The organism is Geomonas diazotrophica (genome assembly GCF_018919385.1).
GTDB classification, from domain to species: Bacteria; Desulfobacterota; Desulfuromonadia; order Geobacterales; family Geobacteraceae; genus Geomonas; species Geomonas diazotrophica.
Genome location: NZ_JAHLMF010000014.1, coordinates 105,508 through 127,707, shown reverse-complemented (window position 1 = coordinate 127,707; position 22,200 = coordinate 105,508). Strand labels below are relative to the sequence as shown.

The following is a 22,200-nucleotide window of genomic DNA, read 5'->3' as shown; positions in this document are numbered from 1 at the left end:
ATAAAAGGGATCAAAGGGATAACACCTGACACAAAAGATTTCAGGTTAAGCCAAAACGTCTTGTTGGTCTTGCCTGGCTTCGCGCCTTTGCGTCTTCGCGCGAGAAGGGGTTTACGCCTTTATCCCTTTCATCCCTTTTATCCCTGTTTGAACGATATGCCTTTGCTGTTTAGCAGCTCCAGCGACTCGGCCAGCGGATCTCCTGCCCCCTCGACCCAATGGATCACCGTGCCATGGCTCTGCATCCGCTTGAACCAGTTCTCCTGCTTCTTGGCGAAGTCGTGGATGGCGGAGTTGAGTTTCTGGAACATGTCGTTACTGGAAAGCTCCCCCTTCAGGTAACGCGCCACGTAACGGTACTCCAGGCCGTAGAACTCGAACTTGTCCCAGCCGGTGCCGGCAGCATGCAGCCGCTGCACCTCCTCGATCATCCCCGCCTCGAGCCGCTCCCTGAGTCGTTTGGTGATCCTCTCCCTGAGCTGGGCGCGGTCCCAGCGGATACCGATGGTGCAGGGGGTGATCTCCGGCCAGGGCTCCTCGCCCCCCCCCTGGTACTCGGCGATTTCTATGGCACGCAGCAGGCGGCTCCGCTCGGTGAGGTCGGTGCTGTTGTGCAGTCTGGGATTGGCCCGGGCGAGGCGGTCGGCGAGCTCCGGCATGGAGAGCGGGGCGAGCTCCTGCCTCAGCGCAGGGTTCTCCGGGACCTCGATGAGACGGTAACCGCGCAGCACGCAGTCGAGGTACATGCCGCTGCCGCCGACCAGGACCGGCAGCCTGTCGCGCAGCGAGATGTCGGAGAAAGCGTCGAGGAAAAGGCGTTGGAACTGGAACAGGTTGAACTCGTGGCCGGGGGGGGCCACATCGATCAGGTGGTAGGGAACCCCTTGGTACTCGTGCAGGTCCTTGCCGGTGCCGATGTCCATGCCGCGGTACACCTGGCGGGAATCGGCCGAGATGATCTCCCCCTCAAGCCTCCCGGCAAGCTGTACCCCCAGGCGGGTCTTCCCGGAGGCCGTCGCCCCGAGTATCACCAAAAGGTTCGGGGTGCCGGGCGCCTCGCTGCCGCCCGTGCCGGTCAACGGAGCAGACCTTTTTTCAGGACGTTGACTCCCTTGATGAGCTCCAGGGCGCGGGCCAACTGGTTGTCCTTCTGCAGCAGTTCCTGCTCGCTGAGCTCTTTGCCGACGCCGTTCACCCGGGGCAACAGGACCGGGTGCGCGGGCTTGGCCGGGGCGGGCGCCTTGGTCTCGGGAACTTCCTGCATGTGCCCGTCGAGGTCCTGCTCGCGGATCTCAAGCTCCTTTTCCTTCTCCGTCTTCGCGGCCGCCGGTTTGGCGAATTCAACAACGATGTCGGGGGTGATCCCCTTGGCCTGGATGGAGCGACCGCTCGGGGTGTAGTAACGGGCGGTGGTGAGCTTCAGCCCGTCGCCGTTGTTGAGGGTCATGATGGACTGCACGCTTCCCTTGCCGAAGCTCTGGGTACCCATGATGACGGCCCGCTTGTGATCCTGCAGCGCGCCCGCGACGATCTCGGAGGCGCTGGCGCTGCCGCCGTTGATCAGCACCACCATGGGGTACTTGGGCTCCTTCTCCCCGATGGTCGCGGTGAGGGTGTGCACCGAGGCGGCGTCGCGCCCCTTGGTGGTGACGATGTCGCCGTTGGTGAGCCCTTCGCCTATGAAGCGGTCCGCCACGCGGTAGGCCTGGTCCACCAGGCCGCCGGGGTTGTAGCGCAGGTCGAGGATCAGGCCGGAGAGGGGGGCGCCGTTGTCGGCCGCCAGCGTCTTCAGCGCCTTCTCGAAGTCCTCGCCGGTCCGCTCCTGGAACTCGGCGACGCGGACGTAGCCGTAACCGGACTCCAGAAGGCGTGCCTTGAGGCTCTTGGTCTTTATGATGGCGCGGGTCAGACGGAAGGTGAGCGGCTTCGCGCTCCCCTCCCTGATGACGGTGAGAGTGACCTGCGTTCCGGGGGTGCCGCGCATCCGGCTCACGCACTCGTTGATCGGGAGGTCCTTGGTCGGCTTGCCGTCGATCTGGAAGATGTGATCACCGGCGAGGATGCCGGCCCGAAAGGCGGGGGTGTCCTCGATGGGGGCGTTCACCATGAGCTTGCCGTTGCGCATGTCCAACTCGATGCCGACGCCGCCGAAGGCGCCCGCCATGTGCACCTTCATCTCGGAGTACTCCGTGACCGGGAGGTAGGTGCTGTGGGGGTCGAGCGCGGCAAGCATCCCGTTGATCGCGCCGGTCATGAGCTTCTTGTCATCGACCTTGTCGACGTAGCTCTCCTTGACGATGTCGACCACCTCTTTGAACATGGAGACGTACTCCGCCTCGCTCCTTCGGGCGCGCTCTTCCTTGTCCAGAAGCGGCGCGAGGAAAAAGATGGCGGCGAGGACGGCGGCGACGGCCGATATGACAAACGCTTTTTTCAACATCGGGGACCTTTGACGGGATTTTTAGGGGATGAACCGCAACGTGTTAATGTAGTTTTTGCGCGTGTTGTTGTCAACTGCATTTGCCCCGGCCTTCGGCCTTCGCCGCTAAACGGCTATGGCCGATAAATCGCTGCCTTCGCCGCTAAACGGCTACGGCCGATAAATCGCTGCCTTCGCCCTAAAGCGGCTACGGCCGATAAATCGGATTTGCTTAAAGGAGCTACGGCCGATAAATCGGGGCCTTCGCCTTAAAGCGGCTACAGCCGATAAATCGGTATCCAACCGAAAAGGTCTACGGCAGAAATGGCCGGCGCCCCGTATTCGCTGCCTGGACCCAAAACCGTTGACACTGCGGCTACTTTGTTGCATAACGCAAGCGAACTATCAATCGGAGGCGCCAGTGGAACAACTTGTCAAACATTTCAAGGGGAAATTCATCACCGGGCTGTTCGTGGTGGTCCCCCTCGGCATCACCATATTCATCCTGAAGTTCCTGTTCAACTTCGCCGACGGCATCCTGGGGAGCTACCTCGACTCGCTGCTGGCCGCGTTCATCAACGATCACTCCTATATCCCCGGCCTGGGCATGCTGACCGGCGTCATCGTCATCTACCTTTCCGGCTTGCTGGCGACCAACGTGATGGGAACCAGGATTCTCCGATGGGGGGACGACCTTTTCTCCCGCATCCCCCTGGTGAAGTCAATCTACAACTCCAGCAAGCAGCTGACTCAGGTGTTCAAGGACGGAAAGACCTCCTACCGCAGGGCCGTCTTCGTCGAGTGGCCACGCACCGGGGTACGTGCCGTCGGCTTCGTGACGGCCGAGGTGGAGCGCGACGGAGAGAAGCTGGTGGTGGTCTACGTCCCGACCATGCCCAACCCCACCTCCGGCTTTGCACTGTTCTTCCACGAGTCCGAGGTGTACGACTGCGGCATGAGCGTCGAGGACGCGGTGAAGTTCGTGGTTTCCGGCGGCGTGGTGGTGCACTAGGGAGGTGTCCGTGAAGATCGTGGTGCTGGATGGCTATACCCTGAACCCGGGGGACAACCCGTGGGACGAGGTCGCCGCCTTCGGCGAACTGGTGGTACACGAGCGCACCCCCGAAGAGCTGGTGCTCGACCGCTGCCGCGGCGCGCAGATCGTGCTCACGAACAAGACCCCGCTTTGTGCAGCAACGCTGGCGCGGCTTCCCGAACTGCGGCTCATCTGCGTGCTGGCCACCGGCTACAACGTTGTGGACCTGGCGAAGTCGGCGGAACTGGGAATCCCGGTGGTCAACGTCCCGGAGTATGGCAGCGATTCGGTGGCGCAGCACGCCATCGCGCTCCTTTTGGAGCTGACCAACCGTGTGGCGCAGTACCACGCCGCGGTGCAGCGGGGCGAGTGGTCCCGCTCGGCCGATTTCACCCTGGTCGCGCAGCCGCTCGCCGAGCTGAAGGGGAGGTCGCTCGGGATCGTGGGGCTGGGACGCATCGGCTCCAGGGTGGCCGCCGTTGCCGGCGCCCTGGGGATGGAGATCCTCGCCTGCAACCCGCACCGAAGAGAGGCCCCCGAAGGCATGGCGGTCCAATGGCTGGAACTGGACGAGCTTTTCGCCAGGGCGGACGTGGTCAGCCTGCACTGTCCGCTGACGGCGGAAAACGAGGGGATGGTGGATGCCGCCCGGCTTCGCCTGATGCAGCCCCACGCGCTGCTCATAAACACCTCGCGCGGCGGCTTGATCAACGAGCGCGACCTGGCCGACGCGCTCAACGACGCAGTCATTGCCGGGGCCGCCGTCGACGTCGCCGCCGTCGAACCGATTCCCTCCGACAGCCCGCTCCTTAACGCCAGGAACTGCATCGTCACCCCGCACATCGCCTGGGCCACCCTTGCCGCCCGGCGCCGGCTCATGGCGACCACGGCAGGGAACATTGCGGCTTTTCTCTCGGGCGCACCTAGAAACGTGGTGAACGGGCTGTAGCTGGTCGAACCACCAAGCCAAATCCCCCTGTCCCCCAGTTCCCCTAATAAGCGGTAGCGCAAAATGCGCCAGGCAGTTGAGGACGGGAAGAGGCTTTAGGTTTAACAACAAAGGCCGTCTTCGCGATCTTTGCGCCTCTTCGCGTTCTTTGCGTAACTGCTTGTAAAAAGGGGGACGCGAAATTGTCGTGCAGCGCTTCGATACTGATAACTCCCGACTCCCCGGTAGTCCCTGCTGAACCTCTGCTTTTCGCGGCGAAGCGTCGCCCGTGGCGGTAACGCATCCGTTCCATCCGGTCATAACCTGCCATAATTACGAAACAAATCCGGTTTTAACGCCCCGGTCCACACCGTTTGTGGAAAGCGTTGTGGAAAAGGCGTTGAAGACAGGGAAAAGCCTTTTTAAATTGCCCGCCTCTGCAGATTGCCTACAGAATAGGCACCCCCACCGCAACCAGGTTTTTGTTTTACCCGTAGTGATTTCAATGGCTTACGCTAAATGCCCGGTCCTGCGGGGAAAAGGCTGTCAAGCTTTTTCTGCAGGCTGTTCGGCGCAGGTCATGGTAAGCGCTGCCGAACAAATGATCGGCATTCCTTAATTCTTGACATGCCGCAGAAGGCTGTGTTAATTGGTAAAACCTTTTATTTCCAATAAGTTGTTTTTACGCGAACGACTGTTTGATGTGAAGAAACAGCAGGAGGGATCATGTCGAAAGAGATCAATTTGACGGTCGGGGCGCTTTTGGATGACATCGCCGGAAAATATCCGGACAACGAGGCGCTGGTCTACGTGGAGCGCGGTCTGCGCTACAGCTATCGCGAGTTCAACGAGAGATGCCGGCTGGTGGCCAAGGGGCTGTTGCGCATGGGGGTGAAGAAGGGCGACCACCTCGCCATCTGGGCCTACAACGTGCCGGAGTGGGTGACGCTGCAGTTTGCCACCGCCAAAATCGGCGCGGTGCTGGTAACCGTCAACACCAGCTACAAATCGGCCGAGCTTGAGTACCTTCTGAAGCAGTCCGACGCCAGCGTGCTGTTCCTCGTGCAGGGCTTCAAGGACACCAATTATATAGAGACGCTGGCCTGCGTAGTCCCGGAGCTTGCCGGCAGCAGACCGGGAGAGCTCGCAAGCCCCGTGCTTCCCTGCCTGAAGCACGCGGTCTTTATCGGCGACGGCGCCCCGGAGGGGATGATCAACTTCGAACATATCGTCGAGCTCGGCGCGCAGGTGTCGGACGCCGAACTTGAGGCGGTGGAGCGGACGCTCTCGGTCCACGACGTGATCAACATGCAGTACACCTCCGGCACCACCGGGTTCCCGAAAGGGGTAATGCTGACCCACCACAACGTGGTCAACAACGGTTTCAACATCGGCGAGTGCATGCGCTTCACCGAGAAGGACCGCCTCTGCATCCCGGTTCCCTTCTTCCACTGCTTCGGCTGCGTGCTTGGGGTCATGGCCTGCGTCACCCACGGCACCACCATGGTCCCGGTTGAGATCTTCGACCCGCTCAAGGTGCTGCAGGCCATCGAACAGGAGCGCTGCACCGCCGTGCATGGCGTCCCCACCATGTTCATCGCGGAGCTCGAGCACCCCCGCTTCGCCGAGTTCGACCTCACTTCGCTCAGAACCGGTATCATGGCGGGCTCCAACTGCCCCATCGAGGTGATGCGGCGCGTGATCCGCGACATGCATGCCGGCGAGATCACCATCGCCTACGGCCAGACCGAATCGTCCCCGGTGATCACCCAGACGAGGACCGACGACCCCATCGAGTTGAAGGTCGCCACCGTCGGGCGGGTGCTTCCCAACGTCGAGCTGAAGATCGTGGACATCGAGACCGGCGCGGAACTCCCCCCGGGGAAGCAGGGGGAGCTCTGCACCCGCGGCTACCTGGTTATGAAGGGGTACTACAAGATGCCCGAGGAGACCGCCAAGGCGATCGACGCCGACGGTTGGCTGCACACAGGCGACCTCGCCGTCATGGACGAGAACGGCTACTGCAAGATCACCGGCAGGATCAAGAACATGATCATCCGCGGCGGCGAGAACATCTACCCGCGCGAGATCGAGGAGTTCCTCTACACCCATCCCAATATCTCGGACATCCAGGTCTACGGGGTGCCGGACCGCAAGTACGGCGAGCAGGTGATGGCCGCGGTGGTCCTGAAGAAGGGATGCGAGATGACCGAGGAGGAGGTGAAGGAGTTCTGCCGCGGCAGGATCGCCAACTACAAGATCCCCAAGTACGTCCGCTTTGTCGACTCCTACCCGATGACCGCCAGCGGCAAGATCCAGAAGTTCAAACTGCGCGAGATGGCGATCCGCGAACTGCAGCTGGAAGAAAATGTCTGATCCGCAACACAGCTTTTCTAATAACCCCTTGATCTTATTGACCTGCGGGGGTTGACGCGGTACCGATTGTGAGTTATCTTTCCTTCTCCTCCCCATGAGCCTGTTTCATGGGGAGAGAGGAGGGGATATGCGGCTCACGCCGAAGAACGAACTGGAATACCGCTACAGGAAACTGCAAGTCGAGATGGCGGCCGCGGGAATGGACGCGGTTCTCATGGTGCAAAACGCCGACCTTTTCTATTTCACCGGTACCGTGCAGACCGGTGTGCTCTACGTTCCCGTTTCCGGGCGTCCGCTCTACCTCGTGCGCAGGGACTTCCTGCGGGCGCGCATGGAGAGCGGGCTGGCCGAGGTGGTCCCGCTCCCCTCCCTGAACCAACTGGCCGGCCTGATCGCCGAGCACGGCCACCCGCTGCCGCAACGCCTGGGGCTCGAACTGGACGTCCTGCCGGTCAACCTCTACCAGAAGTACCTCTCCCTTTTTCCCAACGCACAGGCGCTGGACGCCTCCCCCGCCATCAGGCGGGTGCGCATGATCAAGAGTCACTACGAGATCCACATCCTCCAGGACGCGGGCACGCAGGCCGACAAGGTCTACCGGCGCGCCGCCGAGGTGATCCGCGAGGGGATGAGCGAGGTGGACCTTGCCGCCGAACTGGAGCATCTCTCCCGCAAGGAGGGGCACCAGGGGTACGTCAGGATGCGCGCCTTCAACGGCGAACTCTCCAGCGCCCAGGTCCTTTCCGGCGCGGATGCGGCCGCACCCGCCTGCACCAACACGGCCCTGGGGGGGATGGGGCTCACCCCCGCCTTCGGGCACGGCGCAAGCTACAACAGGATCAGGCGCGACGAACCGATCATCGTGGACTTCGCCAGTTGCTACGACGGCTACCTGGCGGACCAGACCAGGGTGTTCGCCATCGGCTCGGTCTCCGACCGGATGCGGCGCGGTTACGAGGACATGCTGCGCATCGAGGAACTGATGGTGGAATGTGCCGTGGAGGGCGCCACCTGGGGGGGGATCTACGACGCCTGCGTCGACCTTGCGCGGCGCATGGGGTATGCGGAGCACTTCATGGGCACTCCCGGCAACCAGGTCTCCTTTATCGGGCACGGACTCGGCATAGAGATCGACGAGTACCCCTTCATAGCGAAAGGGTTCTCAGAGGATACCCTTGAAGTAGGCATGGCCTTCGCCTTCGAGCCGAAACTCGTGTTTCCCGGAGAAGGGGCGGTCGGCATAGAAAATTCATTTTATCTCTCTGAACAGGGACTTAAGCGTCTAACCTTCTCTAGTAAGGAACTGGTACTGCTGTAGCGCGTATTAAAATGTATGCAAAATAGTAAAACGCAATTTTTTTGTGTTGAAATTGGATCTGCTCAATGGTATACATTTGAAAAATCTTTGTATACAGTATACCTACCTCACGCAACCGGCCGAGTGGACATCACGCGCGGCTCGATGTCAGGGCGATTCGATTAGCTGTTTTCGACGTATGTACCTCAACCCCAACAGAAAAGGAGATCTGGCACATGACGCAATTAAAAGAGAAGTTGTTTGAGAAGATCCAGGCCCACCGTCCCCGCATCACCAGACTGACCAAGGAGTTCGGCTCCGTGATCATCGACAAGGTGGACATCGGTCAGTGCATCGGCGGCGCCCGCGACATCAGGTCGCTCGTCACCGACATCTCCTATCTCGATCCGCAAGAAGGTATCCGTTTCCGCGGCAAGACCATTCCCGAGACCTTCGAGGCACTGCCGAAGGCGGCAGGCTCCGAGTACCCGACGGTCGAGTCCTTCTGGTACTTCCTGCTGACCGGTGAGGTTCCGACCGTGGACCAGGTCGCCGCCGTCGAGGCCGAGTTCAAGACCCGCCAGGTTGTCCCCGAGTACGTCTACACCGCCGTGCGCGCCCTCCCGAAAGAGAGCCACCCGATGGTTATGCTCTCCGTCGGCATCATGGCGATGCAGAAGGACTCCAAGTTCGCCGCATTCTACAGCGGCGGCAAGTTCAACAAGATGGACGCTTGGGAGTACGTGTACGAGGATGCCAGCGACATCGTCGCCCGTATCCCGGTTCTCGCCGCATTCATCTACAACCTGAAGTACCGCGGCGACAAGCAGATCAGCATCGATCCGAAGCTCGACATGGGTGCGAACTTCGCCCACATGATCGGCCAGAGCGAGCAGTACAAGGACGTGGCAAGGATGTACTTCATCCTCCACTCCGACCACGAGTCCGGCAACGTCTCGGCCCACACCACCCACCTGGTGCACTCGGCCCTCTCCGACCCGTACTACGCTTACTCCGCAGGCCTCAACGGCCTGGCAGGCCCGCTGCACGGCCTCGCTAACCAGGAGGTTCTCGGCTGGATCATGGAGTTCCAGAAGAAGCTCAACGGCGCCGAGCCGACCAAAGAGAACGTCACCAAGGCTCTCTGGGATACCCTCAACGCCGGCCAGGTCGTTCCGGGCTACGGCCACGCCGTTCTCAGGAAGACCGACCCGCGCTACACCGCACAGCGCGAGTTCTGCCTCAAGACCCCGGGCCTCAAGGACGATCCGCTGTTCAAGCTGGTCGCCATGATCTTCGAGACCGCCCCGGGCGTCCTCACCGAGCACGGCAAGACCAAGAACCCCTGGCCGAACGTCGACGCACAGTCCGGCGTCATCCAGTGGTACTACGGCCTCAAGGAGTGGGATTTCTACACCGTTCTCTTCGGTGTGGGCCGCGCCCTGGGCTGCATGGCTAACATCACTTGGGACCGTGGTCTGGGTTACGCCATCGAGCGTCCGAAGTCCGTCACCACCGACATGCTCGAGAAGTGGGCTGCCGAGGGCGGCAGGAAGATGTAATCGGCTTTGCCGCATACTGCAAAAGAGAGAGGGGGCACCACGGTGCCCCCTTTTTTTATGTTGCGTAAAGCATGCGCGAAAGTCGCTAAACGGATGCTCAGCGTTCTTCGCGCTACGGCTTTTTATAGCAGTCACGCAAAGCACGCGAAGTAGGCTCTAAGGTCGCGAGGAGGGCCTTTTGTCGTTTACCCCGAGGTCTTCTTTGCGGTTCTTCGCGGATACTCTGCGTTCTTCGCGCTGCCGCGGGGAAGCAAGACCGGGCTTAGGGGGAAAGGTTGTCAACTGCAGGGAAGGGGAAGGGGAGGGGAAACTGCAAGCCGCTCAAGGTCTGAGCGGCCAATAGTCGCTCGCTACTTCTCTCCGAATACCTCGGCGCTGAAGACGTAAAGGTCAGCACCTTCTTTCCAGTCGTCCTTCTTAAGGCCGGCTTTCATGGCGGTCTGGTTCAGGAAGGTCTCCCGGTCCCAGTTGTGCTCCACGGCGACCTGCGGCAGCAGAACCCCGCGGGAAAAGTTCTTCTCCAGGTACAGCCCGTGCTTGCCCACCTCGACCTCTTCGGGGGAGGAGATCTTGCTAAGAGGCGACAGGACCGAGATCTCCAGTTCGAATTCGACCAGGTCGGCCTCCTTCATGGGGTAGAAGCGCGGATCACGGGTGGCGGCGGAGGCGGCCATCTCCTGTACCAGTTCGTAGAGCGGCCTGTCGGAGCTGAAGTTGCCGATGCACCCCCTGAGGGCTCCCTGTTTCTTTATGGTTACAAAGCATCCCTTGGGTGCTGCCAGCCTGTCCTCGCCCAGTTGCTGCATCTTCAGTTTCCCGGTCTGGACGGTGGCGGTTATCGCTTCTCGAGCTAGTTGCAAAAGGAGTTTCTTGTCTGCGGAATTAAGCTTTTCGTTCACGGCTCCCCCCTGGTGGCATTGCTCCGAGCTCGCCGGAGATTAATGGGCCCAAAATAATATATTTGCGAGCCGTTTACAAGAAAGAACCGAGCTCAGTCCCGAATATGCAGCCGTTTTTTCCGCTTCGGGGAGGCGAACCCGACCGGCGGGAAAGTACAGGAGTGGTCGGCAGGGGCGGCGGCAGCAGCCGGCAACCCTTGCAGCACCAGAGTTTTGCGAAGAAACGGTAGGTTACGCGCCGGCGCTCTCTTCCGGGTGCCGTTTTTGATGCCGGGCGAAGCCGGACATTTCGTTTTCAGCATGTTTGGCCGGGCCATCCAAACGTTTGGGAAAATGCTTTAACATTTTTTTGAGCTTGGCACCTTTAAAAACTGTTGACATTTCCACGAATGCTAGTATATTCGGCCTTTGTTGTCGCACAGAAAAAACCATGCGCTTTGCGCAGTAATGGTAAATCTAAAAAGAAAAGAGGTGATATCGTCAATGAAAAAACTGATCTCCTTGGCACTTTGCCTGGCTCTGGCCCTGTCCTTTGCTGCTGGCTGCAAGAAGAAAGAAGAGGCTCCGGCTGCTCCGGCTGCTGAGCAGGCTGCTCCGGCCGCTCCGGCTCAGGCTCCGATGTCCTCCGCTAAAGCTCCGGAAGCTGCTCCGGCTGCTCCGGCCGCTCCGGCTGAGAAGAAGTAAGCTGAAACAGGGCTACCCTGTTTCACGAAGCCCACAGATTCATCTGTGGGCTTTTTTTGCGTCTCTATCCGGCCATTTGCCTTGACAACGGGCGGACCGGAATGCTAATTAGAAGGGTCATTTACTACAATCGGTTCGGAGGAAACAATGGAAAGAACATTTGCCATCATAAAGCCTGATGCAGTGGAAAGAAACGTCACCGGCAAGGTGCTCGCCATGATCGAAGCTGGCGGGTTCAAGATCGTCGGCATGAAGAAGATCCTGCTCTCCAGGGCACAGGTCGAGGGTTTCTACTACGTGCACAAAGAGCGTCCGTTCTTCGGCGACCTTTGCACCTTCATGTCCCGCGGCCCGGTGATCGCGCTGGTGCTGGAGAAGGAAAACGCCATCGCCGACTGGCGCGGCCTGATGGGCGCCACCAACCCGGCCAACGCCGAGGCGGGCACCATCCGCAAGGAACTGGGCGTGAGCATCGAGGAGAACACCGTTCACGGCTCCGACTCCCCGGAGTCCGCTTCCTACGAGATCCCTTATTTCTTCAACCAGCTGGAACTGGTTTAATCCGAAGCTGGTTCAGGCAGACCAAGAGCCCTTCGCGAGAAGGGCTTTTTTAGTAGCCGGAAGGTATGGAAAAGACAGACATAAAGAATTTGACCCTGTCCGGGCTCGAGGCGTTCATCTCGGGGCTGGGCAAGGAGCGTTTCCGCGCCAAGCAGATCTTCAAGTGGCTCTACCAGATGGACGCCATGGACTTCGACGAGATGACCAACGTCTCCAAGGAGTTCCGGGCGGTGCTCAAGGAGCGGGCCGAGATCAGCAACCTCTCTCCCGAGGCGGTCGAGGCCTCCGAGGACGGCACCAGGAAGTACCTGTTCCGGCTCAAGGACGGCGCCGCGGTGGAGAGCGTGCTGATCCCCGATGAGGGGAGGAACACCCTGTGCATCTCCAGCCAGGTCGGCTGCGCCATGCAATGCGCCTTCTGCCTCACCGGTACCTTCGGCCTTTCCCGAAACCTCACCACGTCCGAGATCGTGAACCAGGTCTGCGCGGTGAAGCGCGAGCACCCGGTCAACAACATAGTCTTCATGGGGATGGGGGAGCCACTGGCCAACCTTTCCGCCGTGATCCCGGCCGTGCAGATCCTCACCGACCCGGACGGCTTCCAGCTCTCCACCCGCAAGGTGACCGTTTCCACCTCGGGGCTGGTCCCGGAGATGGCCGAGCTCGGGCGCGGCTGCACCGTGAACCTCGCGGTATCCCTCAACGCGACTACGGACGAGGTGCGTGACCGGATCATGCCGGTGAATCGGGCCTACCCCCTGAAGGAGCTCCTGGCCGCCTGCAAGGCGTTCCCGCTTCCTTCGCGGCGCTGGATCACCATCGAGTACGTCATGATCCGGGATCTGAACGATACCTTGGACGACGCCAAGCGCCTGGTGCGCCTGATCAGCAACATCCCGTCCAAGGTGAACCTGATCCCCTTCAACGAGCACGACGGCTGCGCTTTCAAGAGCCCGACCCAGGAGACCATCGACCGTTTCCACAAGTACCTGCTGGACAAGCACGTCACCGTGATCACCCGTTCCAGCCGTGGGGGGGACATCTCCGCCGCCTGCGGGCAGCTGAAGGGAAAGCTGGACCAGATGCAGAAGGATTAACGCGGCGCAGGGGAAACGCCGAACAGTACCTACTATATATTCAATGACGCTGGAGGGAGCTATGGCTAACGAGGTAATCGGGGTAATCGGCGGCAGCGGCCTGTACGAGATGGAAGGGATGACCGGGGTGACCCAGGTCACGGTGGATACCCCCTTCGGCCGTCCCAGCGACGAATACGTGACAGGCACGCTGGACGGCGTGCAGATGGTGTTTTTGCCGCGTCACGGCAAGGGACACCGCTTCACCCCCAGCGAGGTGAACTACCGCGCCAACGTCTACGGCATGAAGAAGCTCGGCGTGACCCGGATCATCTCGGTTTCCGCGGTGGGGAGCCTCAAGGAGGAGATCGTCCCGGGGCACATCGTGGTGCCGGACCAGTTCATCGACCGCACCCGCGGCTTCAGGAAGGACACCTTCTTCGGCAACGGCGTGGTCGGCCACGTCCAGTTCGCCGATCCCGTATGCGGCGAGCTCTCCGAGATCCTGTACCGCTCCGCCGGCGAGGTGGGTGCCACCGTGCACAAGGGTGGCTGCTACGTCTGCATGGAGGGGCCGGCCTTCTCCACCCGCGCCGAGAGCCACCTGTACCGCTCCTTCGGAGCCTCCATCATCGGCATGACCAACCTGACTGAGGCGAAACTGGCCCGCGAGGCCGAGATCTGCTACGGGGTCATCGCCCTCTCCACCGATTACGACTGCTGGCACGAGTCCCACGACGACGTCTCGGTCGAGGCCATCATCGAGATCATCAAGAACAACGTCGCCACCGCCAAGAAGATCATCCGACAAGCCGTTGCCCGCGTGGCGGCGGGGCGCGGCTGCGCCTGCGGCGAGGCCCTCAAGTACGCGGTGATCAGCGACACCTCGGTGATCCCGGTGGAGACCAGGGAAAACCTGGAGCTGATCCTCGGCAAGTACCTGTAACACTAAAGCCGGAGCCGCCGGTGCCAGCAGGCGGCCCCGGTCATCCCCTGCAACTCGAACCAACCCTGATCCCGCAGCACACCGGAGGCTTTATGAGCATACTCGTCGTTGGATCCGTCGCGCTTGATTCCGTGCAGACCCCGTTCGGGGAGAGAGACCGAGTCCTCGGCGGCTCGGCCACCTACTTCTCCACCTCGGCCAGCTTCTTCACCGACGTCAACCTGGTCGCGGTGGTGGGGGAGGACTTCCCCGAAGAACACACCCGCTTCCTCACCTCGCGAAACATCGACCTCACCGGCCTTTCCCGCGTTCCCGGCAAGACCTTCCACTGGAAGGGGCGCTACGGCTACGACCTCAACGAGGCGCAGACCCTCGAAACCCACCTGAACGTGTTCGAGAGCTTCAAGCCGGTGATCCCGGAGTCCTGGGCCGACGCGCAGTACCTGATCCTGGCCAACATCGACCCCGAGCTGCAGATGGAGGTGCTGAACCAGGTGAAGAAGCCGCGCGTGGTCGCCTGCGACACCATGAACTTCTGGATCTCCTCCAAGATCGAGGCGCTCAAAAAGGTGATCAGCCGGGTCGACTTCCTGATCATCAACGAGGGTGAGGCCCGCCAGCTCTCCGGCGAGGCGAACCTCGTCAAGGCCGCCCGCTCCATCATCGCCCTGGGGGTCAAGAACCTGATCGTGAAGCGCGGCGAATACGGCGTGCTCATGTTCAACGGCCACTCGGTCTTCGCGGCGCCCGCCTATCCCCTGGAGGAGGTCTTCGACCCGACCGGGGCCGGGGACACCTTTGCCGGCGGCTTCATGGGGTATCTGGCCAACACCGGCAACCTCTCCGACGAGGGGGTGCGCCAGGCGATCATCTTCGGCTCGGTGATGGCCTCCTTCAACGTCGAGGCCTTCAGTCTCGATCGTCTGAAGACCCTGACCTACCCGGAGATCGAGGCGCGCTACCGCAGCTTCAAGAACATGACCCATTTCCAGGGAGTGGGGGAGCTGTAATGCCCCGCCCCGGTGGCGCCGTTAAGGGGGTCCTCATTGACAACGATGATCATATCTGCTAATTTTTCCGGGTGTATTTCCGCGAGTTTACCGTGAGGTGTATGATCCGTCCCAGAACCTTCATGCCGGTTGCCCTCCTCCTCCTTGCCTCGGGATGCGCCTTGAGCCAGGCTGAGAAGAACAAGTCCATCTATCACTACCAGATGGGGCAGTCCTTCTTTGCCGAGAGCAACTACACCGGCGCGCTCCAGGAACTGACCGAGGCCGAGAAGCTCACACCCAAAGACCCCGAGCTGTTGAACCTTTTGGGGCTTACCTATTTCCGCAAGGGACGCTACGAACTGGCGGAGGCCAAGTACCTGAAGGCCCTCGATTTGCGGGAAAACTACTCCGAGGCGCGCAACAACCTCGGCGTGAACTACCTGGAGATGAAGCGCTGGGACGACGCCATCGCCCAGTTCAAAACGGTGCAGGAGGACCTCTTCTTTCAGGGGCAGGACAATGCCGCCGGCAACCTCGGGCTCGCCTACCTGGGCAAGGGGGACTACCAGCAGGCCCTGGCCGTGCTGCGCGGCCTGGTCGCCAAAAACGGCAGCGATCCGCGCACCAGGGTGAACCTTGGGCGTGTCTACTTCGCCATGGACAAGACCGAACTTGCCGTTGAGGAGTACCAAAAGGCCCTGCGCCTGAACCGTTCCTACGCGAGCGCCCACTACCACATGGGGCTTGCCCAGATGAAGCTGAAGGACGCCGACGCAGCCAAAAGCGCCTTCCAGGAAGTGGTCCGTATCGCCCCCGATTCCGAGATGGGGCAGCTCTCCAGGGAGTACCTGGATCTGCTCAAGGTGAGGTAACGTGGCTGAGCCAGAGGTTGAAAGCAGCGCGGAGGCACCGGTCGGGGAGTACCTGCGCAGTGTCCGTGAGGCGAAGGGGCTTGAGCTGGAGGAAGCCTCGCGCGTCACCAAGATCGGCAAGAACTACCTTGCCGCCATCGAACAGGGGGACTTCGACAGGCTCCCCAACGCCGCCTACATCAAGGGCTTTCTGAGACTGTACGCAGGCTTTCTCTCCCTTTCCGGGGACGAGGTGGTGGCGCGCTACGAGAAGGGGCTCGCCCCCCCTCCGGGAGCCCAACCCGAAGCGAGCGCCCCGGGGGCGCAGGGCATTGCCCCGCAGACCGGGATCGATACTCTGGAACGGGCCCGGTTCCGCAACCCCGGCCGCTGGATCGTTACAGCCCTCCTCTTGGGCGCGGTGGTGATCGCGGCGCTGTTCTTCACCGAGGGTGAGCAGCCCAGGGTGCAGCTCCCCCCGAGCGCTCCGGCCCCGGCCGCTCCCCCGGCGCCGGCCCCGGTCGCTCAACCCGTACAGAAGCCGGTCAGCAGCGCGCACAGCGCAGCCGCCCCGTCGCCGTCCGGGACCGAGACCGCTCCGGCGGCACCCGCCGGCAAGCAGAGCGGGATCGTGCTTAAGCTCCGCTTCAACCGCGACAGCTGGCTCAGCATCACCATCGACGACAGCATCTCCCAGCGCTACGACCTGAAAGCGGGCGACATCATCGAGTGGAAGGGGCAGCGCTCCTTCGCGCTGGACTTAGGCGACGGCGGAGCAGTCGAGGCCGAGTTCAACGGCCGGCCGCTGAAGGCCCTGGGTGAAGCGGGCAAACCGGCGCATGTGGAACTGAAGAGTGATCAACCGGCGCCCTGACGGCAACTAAGCGCCCCCTTTTATGAGTGACGCCGACCTCACTTAATGTGAACCTTGCCGGAGGGACGCCACCCCATGCGGGGGGAGACCCTTTCCCCGCTTTCGCCGGAATCCTTGTGACACCTGGAGTTAGCCCATCGTCAGATAATCGCGCGCCTAGCGCGCAACCGCGCTTGACACATCTACTCGCAGTGTTAGAATCAATCCTGCGGTTTTTAATAAGAATCTGGAGCCGATCTTGCCAAAGCAGCCGAAGCGAATACTTGTAGTAGACGACGAGGAGAATGCACGCATCGGCCTCTCCCGGTTGCTGGCCAAGGAAGGTTTCCTGGTAGACAGTGTGGCAAACGGGTTCGAGGCCCTCAACTACCTGCGCGAGCAGGAGGTGAACCTGATCGTCACCGACATAAACATGCCGGAGATGAACGGCATCACCTTCTTGAAGGAGTTGAACCGCAGCTACCCGGCGAGCAACGTGATCATGATCACCGCCTACGGCGGCGTGGAATCCTACATAGAGGCGATGAACCTGGGCGCCTTCGAGTACATCAACAAGCCGGTGAAGATCGACGAGCTGAAGTCGATCCTGAAAAAGATCTTCAAGGAAACGAGCCACTGACCACATGGCTGAACGGGGGGAGCAGATGCCAAGCTTCGACAAGATTCTCTTCGCCACCGATTTTTCCGAAAACTCCGACCACGCCTTCGAGTACGCGCTCACCCTGGCCAAGCAGTTCAACGGCCGGCTGACCATCATTCACGTCATCAACGAACCGGTGGACCTGCGCGGTTTCTACGTCCCGCACGTCTCCTTCGAAAACCTGGAGAAGGAGATCGAGGAGGGGGCGCAGAAGATGATGGCGACCTTCGTCGCCAACAACGTCGCCGGTTTCAACAACTACGAGACGACGATCGTGACCGGCGTGCCGTGGGAGGAGATCCTGAAGCGGGCCGAGACCGACGGCTCCTCGTGCATCGTGCTGGGCACCCAGGGCAGAAGCGGCATCGACCACCTGCTGTTCGGCTCCACCGCCGAGCGCGTGGTGCGAAAGGCTTCCTGCCCGGTGGTTACCGTCAGGCTCCCCTGACGGCAGCGGCATACATCCATGCGGGGCAGCGTTTGCTGCCCCTTTTTTTTGACGAATGCGATCCTAATCGGAAGGAGCAGGCCCCGATATGACCAACACGGAGAAAGAGCCGCGCGGCCGCGTGCTGATCGTCGACGACGAGAAGGTCATCCTCGATCTCACCGGCATCATCCTGAAAAACCGCGGCTACCAAGTCTTCACCGCCCTGAGCGCGCAGGAGGGGCTTTCGACCATCGAGGTCGAGCGCCCCGAACTGGTCCTTTTGGACTACATGATGCCCAACATGGACGGTCTCACCGCGCTCAAGGAGATCAAGAGGCTCTACCCCGACACCTACGTGATCATGTTCACCGGCAAGGGGAGCGAGGAGATCGCCGTCGAGCTGATGAAGGCCGGCGCCTCCGACTACATCCTGAAGCCGTTCAACAACCAGGACCTCGTGGAGCGCATCGAGAGCGTCCTGAAGCTGCGCGGCATAGAGCTGCAGAACAAGGCCCTCCTGAGCGAGCGCGAGAGGCTTTTGGCCGAGATCGCGGACTGGAACCGCGAGCTGGAGGCCCGGGTGCAGGAGAAGAGCGAGGCGCTTTCCCGTGCCCAGGCCGAGGTGGTCCAGTCGGAAAAGCTCGCCTCCCTGGGCTACCTCTCCGCCGGGATGGCGCACGAGATCCGCAACCCGCTCAACTCCATCGCGCTCTTCGTGCAGCTCATCAAGGGGGGGCTGGACGAGCCGGAGCGTCAGGAGTACGTGGAGAAGATCCTCAAGGAGGTGGACCGGATCGACAACATCCTGGGGAAGCTCCTGGACGCCTCCAAGCGCCCGAGGTTCGAGATCAGCGAGGTCAGGATGGACCGCATCCTGGAGCACACCCTGGAGGCCTTCACGCCGCAGCTGCGCCAGAAACGGATCAAGGTGGTCCGGGACTTCAGGAACATCCCCCCGGCCATCAAGGCCGACCCGATGGAGATCGAGCAGATCTTCACCAACCTGTTCTTAAACTCCATCCACGTCATGCCCGAGGATGGAACCCTCACCGTGGAGCTGGACCAGGACCAGGATTACATCAAGCTCAGGGTCTCCGACACCGGCCCCGGCATCCCGCCGGAGAACCTCCCCAACATCTTCGATCCCTTCTTCACCACCAACAGCCGGGGCACCGGGCTCGGACTCTCGGTGGTGCTGCGCATCGTCAAGACCTACCGGGGGAAAATCGAGGTGGAGAAGAGCGACCCCAGCGGCACCACCTTCGCGGTGCGCCTGCCGCTCAACGCACCGAGGTAAAAGGCGGTTTCCACTTTTCTTTTCGGCCGCATTTCTGTATGATAGCGCATTCAATCATGCCTTGAGGTCGAAATGACAGCAGAGAACAGGGGCAAAATCCTCCTGGTAGACGACGACAAGTTCTTCCTGAAGGTGATGTCCGATGCCTTCAGGGGCGCGGGCTTCTCCGTAGCGACCGCAGAGGACGGCGTCCTAGGGGTGCAGGCCTACGCCGCCGGGACCTTCGATGCCGTCATACTCGACCTGGTCATGCCCCGGATGGGAGGGGTGAGTGCGTCACTGGAGATCGGGAGGCTGGCCAAGGAGGCGGACCCGATCATCATCTTGTTGACCTCCATGTTCCAGGGCGCCCCGCACGAGCACCCCATTCCCGAGATGGGCGCCAAGGTGCACATCCCTAAATCCACCCCACCGCTGGACATCGTCATCATCGTTGAACAGCTCCTGGAAAGAAAACGGCGCGATACCGGCGCCGCCTGACGGACACCCCATGCCATTTCTGCTACGCAACCTCACCCTGAACCCGGGGGTGGAGGAGAGTGCGCTACGCCCGCTGGCCGCGGCCAAGCTGGGTGTGCGCGAATCCGAGATCACGGCGCTCGCCCTGGTTAGAAAGGGCGTCGATGCCAGGAAAAAGGGTGCCATCAAGCTGGTGTACACGGTCCGGGTGACCCTCGGGGACGAGTCGCGGGTCCGCCCTTGCGGCGACCTGACGCGGGTCGAGGCCGAAGAGCCTCGCCGCTTCCCGAAACTGGCCTCCCCGGAGCGCATCGTCATCGTCGGCATGGGGCCGGCGGGGCTCTTCGCGGCCCTGCGGCTCGCCGAATACGGGCTCACCGCCCGGGTCCTTGAGCGCGGGCGCGACGTGGACCGGCGTGCCTCGGACGTGGCGCGCTTTTGGCGCCTGGGCGAGCTTTGCGAACAGAGCAACGTGCAGTTCGGCGAGGGGGGAGCCGGGACCTTCTCCGACGGCAAGCTCACCACGAGGGTGAAGGATCCCAACTGCGGCTGGGTGCTTGAGCGCCTGGTCGACTTCGGCGCCCCCGCCGAGATCCTCTACGCCGCCAAGCCCCACATCGGCACCGATCGGCTGCGCGCGGTGGTGCGCGGCATCCGGGAGCGCCTGATCGAGGCGGGGTTCCGGATCGGCTTCGAGAGCCGGCTGACCGGCATCGGGATCGCCAAGGGGGGCGTGAAGAGCGTCGTTGTGAACGACACCGACGAGGAGCCCTGCGATTCACTGGTGCTGGCGCCCGGGCACAGCGCACGCGACACCTACGCACTGCTTAACGAGCTCGGGGTCACCCTGGAGCAGAAGCCCTTCGCAGTGGGGCTCCGGGTGGAGCATCCGCAGGCCCTCATCAACGAGATCCAGTACGGCCGCAACGCGCATCCATCGCTGCCGCCGGCCGAATACGCCCAGACCTACAACAACGAGGTGACCGGGCGCTCCGCCTATTCCTTCTGCATGTGTCCCGGCGGGGTGGTCGTGGCGGCCGCCTCGGAGGCGGGCCAGGTCGTTGTGAACGGCATGAGCGGCTACCGGCGCAACGGCCCCTACGCCAACAGCGCCCTGGTGGCCACCGTGGGACCGGCCGACTTCACCGGGAACTCCCCGCTGGCGGGAGTCGAGTTCCAGCGCGAATTGGAGCGACGCGCCTTCGTTGCAGGCGGAAAGGGGTACCGTGCGCCGGCCCAGAGCCTGCTCGACTTCATCGGCAGGGGCGGGGGGAGGATCCTCTCCAGCTACCGTCCCGGCGTCACCGAATACGACCTGGCCTCCCTCCTCCCGGCGCCGGTCGCCGCGACCCTCAGGGAGGGGATCGAGCATTTCGACCGCAAGATGCGCGGCTTCATCAGCGCCGAGGCGACCCTCACCGCGGTCGAGACCCGGACCTCCGCACCGTTGCGGATCGTGCGGGGAGCGGACCTGCAGTCCTTAAGCCACCGCGGCCTCTACCCGACCGGGGAGGGGGCCGGCTATGCCGGGGGCATCATGAGCGCCGCACTGGACGGCATACGCGTGGCCGACGCCATCGCGGCACGGATCGCCGCTAGCTGAAAGCTGCATCGCAAAGAACGCGGAGTATCCGCAAAAAAACGGAACCGGCTGCCCCAGCACGGGGCTTTCATTACAAGGAGCCTTACTTTGAAAAAAACCGTTGCCGAAATAAAGGACCGCGACATCGTCGAAGCGGTCTTCCTGGTCAAGGAAAAGATCGTCGCCATGGCCAAGAACGGCAAGCCGTACCTCACCCTGAAGCTGATGGACAAGACCGGGGAGGTGGATGCCAAGATCTGGGACAACGCCGACCAGGTCGGCTCCCTGTTCGATCGCAACGATTTCCTGGCCGTGAAGGGGAAGGCGAGCGTCTATCTCGGCAAGATGCAGCTGATCATCTCCGAGCTGAAGCGGGTCCCCGAGGAAACGGTCCAACTCGCCGATTTCCTCCCCGAGACCGACAGCGACATCAAGGCCATGGTTGCCGAGCTGCACGCCCTGGTGGGAAGCCTCACCGACCCCGACCTCGCGCGGCTTTTACGCTCCTTCTTCGAGGACCCGGAACTCATGGCCCAGTACCGCACCGCTCCGGCGGCCAAGGGGATGCACCACGTCTACCTGGGGGGGCTCCTGGAGCACTCGCTCGCCGTGGCGAAGCTGGTAGACGCCATGGTGCCGCTCTACCAGGGGCTGAACCGCGATCTCCTCATCGCCGGAGCGCTCCTGCACGATATCGGCAAGGTGCGGGAAATGACCTACCTGCGCTGTTTTGACTACTCCGACGAGGGTAAGCTCATCGGCCATATCACCATCGGCGTTGAGATGCTGCAGGAGCGGATCGCGCTGCTCCCCGGATTCCCGGTCGAGCTCGCCATGCTGTTAAAGCACATGATCCTGTCGCACCACGGCCAGTACGAGTATGGCTCCCCCAAGCGCCCGAAGACGCTTGAGGCAACCATCCTGAACTACCTGGACGACCTGGACTCCAAGATCAACGGCATCAGGACCCACATCCGCAAGGAGCCGGACAACCCGTCGCGCTGGACCTCGTACCACCGCCTCTACGACCGCTACTTCTTCAAGGAGAAGCCGCTCGCGGCGCAGGGGATAGGGGAGTCGGCCGAGGCTCCCGGGTCCGTGGTGCTTCCCGACGGCCTGGAGCCTTCCGAGCTGATACCGGAAACGGTGCCCGCTCCCGCCCCGCACATGAGCGAGCCGGAAAGGACCGCGCCGGAAAAGCCGCGCCAGGAACAGCGGGGCGGCGACCAGGGGCGCAAGTCCTTCAGCAACAACCCCTTCGCCATCCTGAAGAAGTGATGGCATACCGCAT

Annotated in this window: 21 protein-coding genes; 18 read left to right on the top strand and 3 right to left on the bottom strand. The window is 61.9% G+C overall.

Annotated elements, in window-relative coordinates:
- Window positions 1-137: 137 nt before the first annotated feature.
- Together miaA and KOM00_RS15885 are read right to left on the bottom strand one after the other, a co-directional pair.
- Window positions 138-1,079 carry a tRNA (adenosine(37)-N6)-dimethylallyltransferase MiaA gene (miaA, locus tag KOM00_RS15890; protein ID WP_216499912.1) on the bottom strand — a complete coding sequence of 314 codons (942 nt, stop codon included), beginning with the start codon at window positions 1,077-1,079 and terminating at the stop codon, window positions 138-140.
- Window positions 1,076-2,440 carry a S41 family peptidase gene (locus tag KOM00_RS15885; protein WP_216499911.1) on the bottom strand — a complete coding sequence of 455 codons (1,365 nt, stop codon included), beginning with the start codon at window positions 2,438-2,440 and terminating at the stop codon, window positions 1,076-1,078. Before KOM00_RS15885 ends, miaA begins: the two co-directional genes overlap by 4 nt.
- A gap of 400 nt (window positions 2,441-2,840) precedes the next feature.
- On the opposite strand from KOM00_RS15885, the gene KOM00_RS15880 reads away from it, so the two are divergent.
- From KOM00_RS15880 to KOM00_RS15860, 5 genes are all read left to right on the top strand, one after another.
- Entirely contained in the window at window positions 2,841-3,431 is a 591-nt protein-coding gene (locus KOM00_RS15880; RefSeq protein WP_216499910.1) for a DUF502 domain-containing protein, read from the top strand.
- Between the two features lie 10 nt (window positions 3,432-3,441).
- Complete coding sequence (locus tag KOM00_RS15875; RefSeq protein WP_216499909.1) at window positions 3,442-4,404, top strand: D-2-hydroxyacid dehydrogenase; 963 nt, start codon at window positions 3,442-3,444, stop codon at window positions 4,402-4,404.
- Window positions 4,405-5,109: 705 nt separating this feature from the next.
- Window positions 5,110-6,759 (top strand): AMP-binding protein, encoded by a 1,650-nt coding sequence (locus KOM00_RS15870; protein WP_216499908.1) that lies wholly within the window; start codon window positions 5,110-5,112, stop codon window positions 6,757-6,759.
- A 127-nt stretch (window positions 6,760-6,886) separates the two neighbouring features.
- The gene (locus KOM00_RS15865; protein ID WP_216499907.1) at window positions 6,887-8,077 is read left to right on the top strand and encodes a M24 family metallopeptidase; all 1,191 of its coding nucleotides are present in this window, start codon (window positions 6,887-6,889) and stop codon (window positions 8,075-8,077) included.
- Between the two features lie 215 nt (window positions 8,078-8,292).
- Window positions 8,293-9,618 (top strand): citrate (Si)-synthase, encoded by a 1,326-nt coding sequence (locus KOM00_RS15860; protein WP_216499906.1) that lies wholly within the window; start codon window positions 8,293-8,295, stop codon window positions 9,616-9,618.
- 350 nt (window positions 9,619-9,968) lie between these two features.
- Here the strand turns inward: KOM00_RS15860 and amrA are convergent, their stop codons facing one another.
- Window positions 9,969-10,517, bottom strand: coding sequence for an AmmeMemoRadiSam system protein A (amrA, locus tag KOM00_RS15855; RefSeq protein ID WP_216499905.1), 549 nt, complete (start codon window positions 10,515-10,517; stop codon window positions 9,969-9,971).
- Between the two features lie 483 nt (window positions 10,518-11,000).
- Between amrA and KOM00_RS15850 the strand changes: the two genes are divergently transcribed.
- The 13 genes from KOM00_RS15850 to KOM00_RS15790 all read left to right on the top strand — a co-directional run bounded on the left by KOM00_RS15850 (window position 11,001) and on the right by KOM00_RS15790 (window position 22,187).
- Window positions 11,001-11,201: a hypothetical protein gene (locus tag KOM00_RS15850; protein ID WP_183346630.1), complete on the top strand. Its 201-nt coding sequence runs from the start codon at window positions 11,001-11,003 to the stop codon at window positions 11,199-11,201.
- Window positions 11,202-11,348: 147 nt separating this feature from the next.
- Window positions 11,349-11,762: a nucleoside-diphosphate kinase gene (ndk, locus tag KOM00_RS15845; protein ID WP_216499904.1), complete on the top strand. Its 414-nt coding sequence runs from the start codon at window positions 11,349-11,351 to the stop codon at window positions 11,760-11,762.
- A 65-nt stretch (window positions 11,763-11,827) separates the two neighbouring features.
- Complete coding sequence (gene rlmN / locus KOM00_RS15840; protein WP_216499903.1) at window positions 11,828-12,859, top strand: 23S rRNA (adenine(2503)-C(2))-methyltransferase RlmN; 1,032 nt, start codon at window positions 11,828-11,830, stop codon at window positions 12,857-12,859.
- A 61-nt stretch (window positions 12,860-12,920) separates the two neighbouring features.
- Window positions 12,921-13,784 (top strand): S-methyl-5'-thioadenosine phosphorylase, encoded by an 864-nt coding sequence (gene mtnP / locus KOM00_RS15835; RefSeq protein ID WP_216499902.1) that lies wholly within the window; start codon window positions 12,921-12,923, stop codon window positions 13,782-13,784.
- A 92-nt stretch (window positions 13,785-13,876) separates the two neighbouring features.
- On the top strand, window positions 13,877-14,794 hold the full coding sequence (locus KOM00_RS15830) for a PfkB family carbohydrate kinase (protein ID WP_216499901.1): 918 nt from the start codon (window positions 13,877-13,879) through the stop codon (window positions 14,792-14,794).
- Between the two features lie 101 nt (window positions 14,795-14,895).
- Window positions 14,896-15,648: a tetratricopeptide repeat protein gene (locus KOM00_RS15825; RefSeq protein WP_216499900.1), complete on the top strand. Its 753-nt coding sequence runs from the start codon at window positions 14,896-14,898 to the stop codon at window positions 15,646-15,648.
- A gap of 1 nt (window position 15,649) precedes the next feature.
- Window positions 15,650-16,501, top strand: a complete 852-nt coding sequence (locus tag KOM00_RS15820) for a helix-turn-helix domain-containing protein (protein ID WP_216499899.1) — start codon at window positions 15,650-15,652, stop codon at window positions 16,499-16,501.
- 238 nt (window positions 16,502-16,739) lie between these two features.
- Window positions 16,740-17,120 (top strand): response regulator, encoded by a 381-nt coding sequence (locus KOM00_RS15815; protein ID WP_015719816.1) that lies wholly within the window; start codon window positions 16,740-16,742, stop codon window positions 17,118-17,120.
- Window positions 17,121-17,145: 25 nt separating this feature from the next.
- Entirely contained in the window at window positions 17,146-17,589 is a 444-nt protein-coding gene (locus tag KOM00_RS15810; protein WP_216499898.1) for a universal stress protein, read from the top strand.
- Between the two features lie 88 nt (window positions 17,590-17,677).
- Window positions 17,678-18,868 carry a hybrid sensor histidine kinase/response regulator gene (locus KOM00_RS15805; protein WP_216499897.1) on the top strand — a complete coding sequence of 397 codons (1,191 nt, stop codon included), beginning with the start codon at window positions 17,678-17,680 and terminating at the stop codon, window positions 18,866-18,868.
- 72 nt (window positions 18,869-18,940) lie between these two features.
- Window positions 18,941-19,348, top strand: a complete 408-nt coding sequence (locus KOM00_RS15800; protein ID WP_216499896.1) for a response regulator — start codon at window positions 18,941-18,943, stop codon at window positions 19,346-19,348.
- Window positions 19,349-19,358: 10 nt separating this feature from the next.
- Window positions 19,359-20,930 (top strand): NAD(P)/FAD-dependent oxidoreductase, encoded by a 1,572-nt coding sequence (locus tag KOM00_RS15795; protein ID WP_216499895.1) that lies wholly within the window; start codon window positions 19,359-19,361, stop codon window positions 20,928-20,930.
- Between the two features lie 87 nt (window positions 20,931-21,017).
- Window positions 21,018-22,187 carry a 3'-5' exoribonuclease YhaM family protein gene (locus tag KOM00_RS15790; RefSeq protein ID WP_216499894.1) on the top strand — a complete coding sequence of 390 codons (1,170 nt, stop codon included), beginning with the start codon at window positions 21,018-21,020 and terminating at the stop codon, window positions 22,185-22,187.
- Window positions 22,188-22,200: the final 13 nt, after the last annotated feature.

Bases quoted from the DNA above. Each gene is read 5' to 3' on its own strand.
- KOM00_RS15885 (WP_216499911.1), bottom strand. From the start codon at position 2,440: ATGTTGAAAAAAGCGTTTGTCATATCGGCCGTCGCCGCCGTCCTCGCC.
- KOM00_RS15870 (WP_216499908.1), top strand. From the start codon at position 5,110: ATGTCGAAAGAGATCAATTTGACGGTCGGGGCGCTTTTGGATGACATC.
- KOM00_RS15865 (WP_216499907.1), top strand. From the start codon at position 6,887: ATGCGGCTCACGCCGAAGAACGAACTGGAATACCGCTACAGGAAACTG.
- KOM00_RS15860 (WP_216499906.1), top strand. From the start codon at position 8,293: ATGACGCAATTAAAAGAGAAGTTGTTTGAGAAGATCCAGGCCCACCGT.
- KOM00_RS15850 (WP_183346630.1), top strand. From the start codon at position 11,001: ATGAAAAAACTGATCTCCTTGGCACTTTGCCTGGCTCTGGCCCTGTCC.
- ndk (WP_216499904.1), top strand. From the start codon at position 11,349: ATGGAAAGAACATTTGCCATCATAAAGCCTGATGCAGTGGAAAGAAAC.
- rlmN (WP_216499903.1), top strand. From the start codon at position 11,828: ATGGAAAAGACAGACATAAAGAATTTGACCCTGTCCGGGCTCGAGGCG.
- mtnP (WP_216499902.1), top strand. From the start codon at position 12,921: ATGGCTAACGAGGTAATCGGGGTAATCGGCGGCAGCGGCCTGTACGAG.
- KOM00_RS15830 (WP_216499901.1), top strand. From the start codon at position 13,877: ATGAGCATACTCGTCGTTGGATCCGTCGCGCTTGATTCCGTGCAGACC.
- KOM00_RS15825 (WP_216499900.1), top strand. From the start codon at position 14,896: ATGATCCGTCCCAGAACCTTCATGCCGGTTGCCCTCCTCCTCCTTGCC.
- KOM00_RS15810 (WP_216499898.1), top strand. From the start codon at position 17,146: ATGCCAAGCTTCGACAAGATTCTCTTCGCCACCGATTTTTCCGAAAAC.
- KOM00_RS15805 (WP_216499897.1), top strand. From the start codon at position 17,678: ATGACCAACACGGAGAAAGAGCCGCGCGGCCGCGTGCTGATCGTCGAC.
- KOM00_RS15800 (WP_216499896.1), top strand. From the start codon at position 18,941: ATGACAGCAGAGAACAGGGGCAAAATCCTCCTGGTAGACGACGACAAG.
- KOM00_RS15795 (WP_216499895.1), top strand. From the start codon at position 19,359: ATGCCATTTCTGCTACGCAACCTCACCCTGAACCCGGGGGTGGAGGAG.